6 protein-coding genes and 1 pseudogene are annotated in these 7821 nt (G+C 58.9%); 1 reads left to right on the top strand and 6 read right to left on the bottom strand.

All coding sequences use genetic code 11. The annotated features are described in order from the left end of the window. From AB4043_RS10515 to AB4043_RS10490, 6 genes and pseudogenes are all read right to left on the bottom strand, one after another. A partial coding sequence (locus tag AB4043_RS10515; RefSeq protein WP_442307016.1) for a transglycosylase domain-containing protein occupies positions 1-237 on the bottom strand: 237 nt, incomplete at its 3' end. A gap of 779 nt (positions 238-1016) precedes the next feature. Next, a complete protein-coding gene (locus AB4043_RS10510) occupies positions 1017-1427 on the bottom strand; it encodes an ankyrin repeat domain-containing protein (RefSeq protein ID WP_442307015.1) in 411 nt (136 codons plus the stop codon). Next, positions 1420-2445, bottom strand: a pseudogene (locus tag AB4043_RS10505) (DUF2252 domain-containing protein); the annotation flags it as partial. The pseudogene AB4043_RS10505 and the gene AB4043_RS10510, both read right to left, overlap by 8 nt. 357 nt (positions 2446-2802) lie before the next feature. Further along, complete coding sequence (locus AB4043_RS10500) at positions 2803-4413, bottom strand: hydantoinase B/oxoprolinase family protein (protein ID WP_442300492.1); 1611 nt, start codon at positions 4411-4413, stop codon at positions 2803-2805. Continuing rightward, positions 4410-6392, bottom strand: coding sequence for a hydantoinase/oxoprolinase family protein (locus AB4043_RS10495; RefSeq protein WP_442300493.1), 1983 nt, complete (start codon positions 6390-6392; stop codon positions 4410-4412). The genes AB4043_RS10500 and AB4043_RS10495 overlap by 4 nt, the downstream gene beginning before the upstream one ends. A gap of 46 nt (positions 6393-6438) precedes the next feature. Then, entirely contained in the window at positions 6439-7128 is a 690-nt protein-coding gene (locus AB4043_RS10490) for a GntR family transcriptional regulator (protein WP_442300494.1), read from the bottom strand. A 241-nt stretch (positions 7129-7369) separates the two neighbouring features. Between AB4043_RS10490 and AB4043_RS10485 the strand changes: the two genes are divergently transcribed. Further along, the coding region (locus AB4043_RS10485) for a carboxypeptidase-like regulatory domain-containing protein (RefSeq protein ID WP_442307014.1) at positions 7370-7821 on the top strand (452 nt) is incomplete at its 3' end.

Genomic DNA, 7821 nt, shown 5'->3' with positions numbered 1-7821 from the left:
CCAGCCCATCTGCGTCATGCGCTTCAGGATGATTCCGCTGTAGTTGTTCATGCGTTCGGGCCTGCGTTTCAGCGGAGCAGGAAGAATCGCGGCCAGCCGTGCCGCCTGCGCCCGGTTAATACCGCGAGCTGAAGTTCTGTAGTCCGTGCGGCAGACTGCGTCGGCGCCGTAAATTCCTGGCCCCCACTCCACCAGGTTGAGATAGAGCTCCAGAATGCGCTGCTTCCCAAGCGCCAGCTATCAGAGATAACGCCGCAAACAACCAGAGAAGTATGAGGCCGAGACCAAGCCATCGAAGAAGGCGCAGGACAGAAGGTCTGCGAGTCCGGAGCCTGGGCTGCATGTCTGACGTGAGAGCCACTGTCAGAATCATAGCGTCCGCCGTCAAAATGCAGCGGGATTGCTGGCCGTCATGCAGAGTAGAATCTGGCCCATGATGTTCTGGTTGAAAGCTGTTACATATTGCGCAACGATTGCATCTGCGATGTTCTTTGGATTTTGGGAACTTCGATTGAAGCAGTATCTAAGAGTCACCCTATTCATTGCATTGATAACGATTTTCCCAAAGCTGGAATTCGCACAGAGTTCGAGTGGCGCTTATACGCGCAACTTTGCGAAAGTGAAAATCCGCTCAGGAAAAGTAACTTCTGTTCCTGTCCGGGCAGGAGCGGGAAGCGACTTTCGACGGGTAGACAGGCTGCGATCCGGACAGGAGATCTATATTTGCGACGAACGTGGCGAGTGGTTCAAGGCCTCTTACAGCGAACCTAGCGGCCCATGCGGTCCCACGTCGGAAAATGGACTCAATATGCAGAAGGTAAAGGCATGCCGGTCTGGATGGGTTCAGAAGAAATGGATTGATGTTATCTCTGGGTAAACGGTGGCATCCGCGACGATCGATCACCAGAAGTAAAATTGCGAGCAATTTGTAGTGCGCTGCAGCGCGGAGCGTTGGGAGTACTTTAGAGCAACGGATTCGGAGCCATCGGAGCCCATGATATTCGTCACGTCCCGAATCACTCACCTATGTGTTCTGTTAACCGAAATAATCTTGTTATCTGCGGATCTCCCGTCTGTTCAGCCAGCCGTGAGAATGGTGTTCCTTCGGAGTTATTGGCGCGCCGAAGTGCCGGGAATCGCCTGAGAAGGCGTGCAATCCATATCGCATCCCCTCTCTCAATGGCGAAGGCGAGATCGTCCAGTTCGATGGCGAGGAAGCCGCCCATCTCGCGGAGATACTCGATGGCCCAGCCCGCAGGTGTGGCTCCGAACTCGCTGTCGCGCGCGTTGATCTCTGCTCCCTGGTGAATCAGAAACTCCGCAATCACACGGTGACCGGCAAACGCGGCATGATGCAGGACGGTGGCGCCGCGTTCGTCTCGCTGGTGCAGGAGCTCCAGATGTTGGCTGACGAGGGTTTTGTGCATGGCCACGGGCCAGCAGCTCTCCGCAGACCTCAGCATACTGCTGCAGTGCGGCTTCATCCAGATGCGTGACGTCGAGCGTGGCCTTGTGATCGTTGAGCTGCCGAACAAGGTAATCGCGGCCTTCGAAGCGCGTGTACCCCAGCATTGGGTCGCTCTGTAGTTGCATGGCGCGATGTCCGTTCACCACGCGCTGTCCCTGGTTGGGCGCGATGACAGTCTTGGCTGCAAGGTAAGGGGCGTAGACGGAGGTGGCCTCTTCTTTGATCTGTAGGAAAAGCGGATCGTCAGCTCCGTTGCCCTCCATGTAAATCACATAATCGCGCATACCGACGGAGCCGGTGCCGACGACCTTGAAGGCAACGTCGAGCGGTTTGTAGCGGGCAAGGAAGTGCTGGCGCTCCGGCTGCAGCGACTCGCGATAACGGCGAAGCGAGGCGAGCACAGCACGTTTCCGCTCTCCTTTGACGCGATGCAATACCGGCGGCAGGGTGCGAAAGACGCGGCCGCGCGCGGTTTCTTCCGTCAGGTGCTCGCGCGTGTGCAGGGGTGTGGAGCGCTCGGCCTTACGCAGAATCTCAGAGATGGACGATACCGCCTGCAGCCGATGCACCTGGAAACGTGCGGCCTCCAGCACCGGCAGACGAGCGAGGTGTTCCATTAGCCCGCAATAGCTGGCAAGAAAGATATCGGCGGCAGAATGGCATCCGGTCTTGTGGACTCCGGCATCGTCTCCTGCCAGCAGAATGCTGGTGGTCATGCGCTTGATGTCCCATTCAAAGGGGCCGCGGATGGTCTCATCGAAGTCGTTGATGTCGAAGATAAGGCGTCCATCGTCRCCCTCATAGGCGCCGAGGTTCTGCACATGAGCGTCGCCGCAGAGCTGGCACGCGATGGGAGTGTGGGGCGCAAGCGAGAGATCGAAGGCCATGATTGGAGCAGCGCCCCGGAAGAACGCAAAGGCGGAGGCAGCCATGCGTTCGTTCTTGAGCGGGAGCAAGGCAGGGACACGTCCACGCATTGCCTTCGCCAGCAGTTTGCGCGGATCGGCGGTGCGCTGTGCGGCATCCCAGTGACCGAGTTCGGTACGGGCAACGGACTTGCGATGTTGTGCCCCGCGTTGCACAGCAACGGTTGCGTCTCTCTTCATGGTGGTTGCTAGTCTAGAGCGTTTTCCCTGTTGCTGGGTATCCCGGGAGGAGCATGCCGCGGCGTTTTCATCGCGGAAAACGCCATAGATGCGGAAGCCCTACATTGCACCCACAGGGAAAATGCTCTAGCGAAGTGCCGATAATGACGAAAGACTATTCGAGATTTCGCTCGAATACCCATGTCCCAGAAGCGGGACATGGGGCACCCCGGATTACGGCAGTTCTCTTTATGGCTTGCCCCATCCGCCTCCGCCCGGTGTCTCCACGCGGATGCGGTCACCGGCCTTCGCCTGGATACTGCATTTGGCCGGCAGCTCTTCTTCTGTTTCTCCACTCCGCAGATAGGAGACGCCACGCTCTCCGTCCGCACCTCCCTGCAAACCATACGGCGCAAACTTGCGGCGTTCGGTCAGCAGCGTAATGGTGCTGGGCGAAAGCAGCTCGATCTCACGCACAATGCCATCGCCGCCGCGATACTGCCCCTCGCCGCCGGAGTGATCGCGATAGCCGTACTGGATGACGCGGAAGGGATAKGCATACTCCAGCGCCTCGACCGGTGTATTCAACGAGTTGGTCATGTGGGTGTGAATGCCGGAGATGCCATCCGCCGTGGGACGCGCACCCATGCCTCCCGCGATGGTCTCGTAGTAGGCGAAGGGTTTGCCGGTGCGATGATCCACGCCACCGATGGTGAGGTTGTTCATTGTTCCGGAGCTTGCGGCGGGAATGCGGTCGGGCATTGCCTTGGCAAGGGCGCGCAGCAGCACATCCACAATGCGCTGCGAGGTCTCCACATTGCCGCCGGCAACAGGGGCTGGAAGTACCGCATCGACGATGCTGCCGCGCTCTGTCTCAACGATGACCGGGCGCATCAGGCCGGCGGTGGCCGGAGCATCTTCTGGCAGCAGGCAGCGCAGCACGTAGTACACCGCTGAATAAGTGATGGCATAGACGGCGTTGATGCTGCTCCTCACCTGCGGATGGCAATCTTTAAAGCTGACCTTCGCCGTCTGCGCTTCGCTGTCGAGCGTGATGGTGACGCGGATGGGCAGCGGTATCTCGTCGAAGCCATCGCTGTCCATAAAGTCTTCGGCGGCATAGCTGCCACTCACGCACTGTGCGAACTGTGCCCGCATCAGGCGTTCGGAATAGTTGAGCAACGCGACGGTGAGACGCCGAAGACGTTCAGCGCCGTGTTTTGCGATCAGTTCCAACAGACGCAGCTCGCCCACACGGCATGCGCCGATCTGAGAGAGCAGATCGCCTTCGCGTTCTTCGGGAGTGCGTACGTTATGCAGCACAAGTTGCAGGATCGCGCGGTTGATCTCGCCGCCATCCACAATACGAACGGGAGGAATTCGCAAGCCCTCCTGGTAGATCTCGCGGCACAGGCCCATGGAGCCGGGATACAGCCCGCCCACATCCGCATGGTGCGCTCGCACGGCGACATACATGACCGGCGACTCCGTATCGGTTTCTGAGAAGACGCCAAGCACCAGCGTGATATCCGGAAGGTGCGTTCCGCCTGCGTACGGATCGTTTAGCATGGCGATATCGCCGGGACGCAGTGTCATGCTCTCCATCACTGCTTTGACGGACATGGGCATCGATCCCAGATGCACCGGCATATGGTCGCCCATCGCAATAACCTGACCCATGCTGTCGAAGACCGCACAGGAGTAGTCGCGGCGCTCTTTGATATTCGGTGAGAAGGAGGTGCGGCGCAGCGCAGCACCCATCTCTTCGGCGACGGAGTGAGTCGCGCTTTTGAAGACCGCGAGCTCAATCGGATCGATAGCCGCCGCGGCTTGAGGTTCTGAGAGTTGCACCGTACTCATGCGACGTATACCTCGATCACTAAGTTGCCAAAGGCGTCGACCTCGGCGATGCATCCAGGTGGAACCACGGTGGTCGAGCTGTACTCCGCGATCAGGGCAGGGCCTGCGAATCGATCGCCCGATCTGAGCTGTTCACGCTGATAGACCTTGCTCTCTCTCCATGCTCCATCAAAGTAGATCGGACGTGTTCTGAGTACCGCCTGCGACCCGTCGCCTGCAATCAGCTCTGACTTCGGCAGGTCCACTGGGGTGGTGCGCACCGTGACACGGACGCGTACGTTCACCACCTCGACTGGAGTTTCCGCACTGGCATAGCCATAACGTTTGCGATGGAGAGAATGAAATTCCTCAAGATGGCTTGTGCCGTAGGGCACATTCAGCTCATACCCCTGACCGACGTAACGCAGGTCAATAGAGTGTTCGGCCTCGCCGAAGAGCCCTTGCCGCTGCAACTCTTCAGTAGCTCGCGTTTCGAGCTCCTGCAACTGGGCTGCAAGTGTTTCCGCATCGGATGCAGGCAGCATGACGGTACGGCTGTAGTCGCGGACGGTATCGGCAAGAAGGATTCCCAGCGCGGACAGTACTCCCGGAAGCCGAGGCACCAGCACACGCGGAATCTGCAGCGAGCGCGCCATCGAACAGGCATGCAGCGGACCAGCGCCGCCAAAGCTAACCAGCGTAAACTCACGCGGATCGTAGCCGCGCTCGATAGAGATGACACGGATAGCCTTCTCCATCGCTGTTTCGGCCAGCAGTACGATACCTGCGGCAAACTGCTCGACACTGCCAAGGGAACCACGCGCCTCTTCCATCAACTGCAGCGTGCGTGTGTCATCCAGACGGATCTTGCCGCCGAGAAAGAGATCGGGATCAAGCCGTCCCAACGTGACATTGGCGTCGGTAACGGTCGGCAGTGTTCCGCGTCCATAGCAGATCGGCCCTGGAACGGAGCCGGCGGACTCCGGCCCGACATGCAACGCTCCACCTGCATCGAAGCGTGCGATGGAGCCACCGCCTGCGCCTACGGTATGGATGTCGAGCATGGGCACGCTCACCGGTATCTCCGAGACGACGGCGTCGCTGGTGGTGCGTGGTCCGCCTTCCGCGGCATCGATCAGCGAGACATCCGTGGATGTTCCACCCATATCGAAGCCGATGATCTTATCGAAGCCGGCCAGGCGAGCCAGCCGGTAGGCTCCTATCACGCCGCCCGCCGGGCCTGACAGCACCGTACGTACCGGCTCCTCGGCCGCAATCGACGCGGCGATGATGCCGCCCGAGGACTGCATCACCTGAACACTTCCACCGGGAAACGCAGTCTCGATCTCTGTTCCCAGACGGCGAAGATAGGTACTAACCTTTGGCGCCAGATAGGCATTGGTGACGACGGTGCTGCCGCGCTCATACTCCCGGAACTCGGGCAGAATCCGATGAGAGATCGAGATTGGCAGCCCCAGTGGCTGCAGCGCCTCGACCACCATGATCTCGTTGGCAGGATTTGCAAAAGAGAAGAGCAGCGAGACGGCGATCGCTTCTGCTCCGCTGGTTCGAATTGTCTCTGCAAGTTGCCGCAGCGATTCTTCCGATGGAGTGCGCAGTACAAGGCCTTCAGCAGTTACACGTTCGTCCACTCCAAAACGAAGCTCTTTGGGAACGACAGGAGGCAGTGGAGAGCGGAACCAGTCGTAGAGGCTGGTGCGCGCCTGGCGGCCTATCGCGATGGTGTCCTCAAAGCCGGCGGTGGTGACGAACGCGACCCGCGCACCTTTGCGCTCCAACATTGCATTCGTGCCGACGGTCGTGCCGTGACGCACCTCCGGAACCGCAGGACTTTCTGCTACCTGCTTTACCGCATCCAGTACCGCACGGCCGGGATCGGCCGGAGTCGAAAACAACTTCAAGACCCGAACTTCGCCGTCCACCAGATACACGCAGTCGGTAAAGGTGCCGCCACTATCGATCGCTACTCGCAAAGACACTGCTCCATTTAGAAGGAATCATATGCCTGCACTCCTGGAAGGTGCATCATGCCCGGCTGCGGACAGGCTGTATATCCTTTCGCGGATCGCCGCGGAAGCCTCCCTGCGGAATACGGATCAGCGATGTTCTCTCCATCGTACGGATAACGTGCTCGGTTGCCCGGTCGCGTGCCTGCTCCGGTTTACGCGCGCGGATGGCGCGCACCATCGCCTGATGTTCATTCACCAGCTCCTTGCCGTAACTCGCCATGGAGATCACCAGGTAGAAGTAACGGATCAATCGCGTCTGCAGGTTTACCGTCATCTCGACCATGATGTCGTTGCCGGTTGCCTGCGCAATTTCGATATGGAAGTTGCGGTTCCATTCCAGAAAGGTCTCGTAACTCTTCTTCTCGCCGGCGTGGTAGATGTAGTTGGCCCAGCGCTCGATCATTGCAATCTGCTCGTCGCTGGCGCGCTCGGCGGCCATGGCGGCAGCGGCCGGGTCGAGCACAAGCTGCATCTCATTCAGGCTGCGGTACTCATCGATGGTCAGCGGAGAGATGGTGTATCCCCGGAAGGGAACAATCTGCAGCAGGCCTTCCTCCTGCAGCCGCCGGCAGGCCTCGCGTACAGGAGTGCGGCTGGCGTTGTAGCGGGCGCATAACTCCGCTTCCGACACCGAGGCTCCCGGCTCCAGATCGCAACTGATGATGTCGTTGCGCATCTCGCTGTAGATCCGTATGGCTTCCGTCACGAGCGAATTATTGCACGCAACCTGTATACAATCCAGAAATTTTTAGATCTGCGAAAGGCACTAATTCTCGTGCAAACTGAACAACGCCACAATTTGCAGGGATTTTTTGAGGAAACCGAGACATGTGCTGCCCATAAATTATTTCTTGACAAAAACAGATTTCGTTTTTATAAGCAAGGAACCCGCAGTTAAAACTCTGTGAAAGGGCGCGGCTGCCTCCTGGCTGAGCCCGGAGGATGCGATGCGCCCATTGTCTGGCACCAAGGTCTTCTTCTGTCTACTCCTCCTGTCTTCGGCCGCCACGCTTGCGGCCCAAAGTACTCTTGGTGACATCACAGGAACGGTGCATGATGTGACCGGAGCAGACATTGCTAACGCCTCTGTCACGCTGGTCAACACCGACTCCGGCATCAAGTCCAGCCAGACCAGCGGAGGCGATGGCGGTTATCGCTTTCAGCAGGTGGCGCCCGGTCACTACCGGCTGGAGATCGCGGCTGCTGGGTTCAGCAAGACGGGTATCAGCAACCTCACCATGAACCTGGATGCCCACCTCACACAGGATGTAACTCTGAGCGTGGGGAGCACCGGCGAAGTCGTGGAGGTTAACGGCTACTCTCCACAGATCAATACCGAGAGCAACAGCGTCGGTGGTGTGGTGACTCAGGACGAGATCGACAAGCTGCCCGTCAACAC

This window comes from Terriglobus sp. YAF25 (genome assembly GCF_052113305.1).
In the GTDB taxonomy this organism is placed as follows: Bacteria; Acidobacteriota; Terriglobia; order Terriglobales; family Acidobacteriaceae; genus Terriglobus.
The sequence above is the reverse complement of the archived record's forward strand: the minus strand, read 5'-3'. Positions and strand labels throughout refer to the sequence as shown.

Bases quoted from the DNA above. Each gene is read 5' to 3' on its own strand.
- AB4043_RS10510 (WP_442307015.1), bottom strand. From the start codon at position 1,427: ATGCACAAAACCCTCGTCAGCCAACATCTGGAGCTCCTGCACCAGCGA.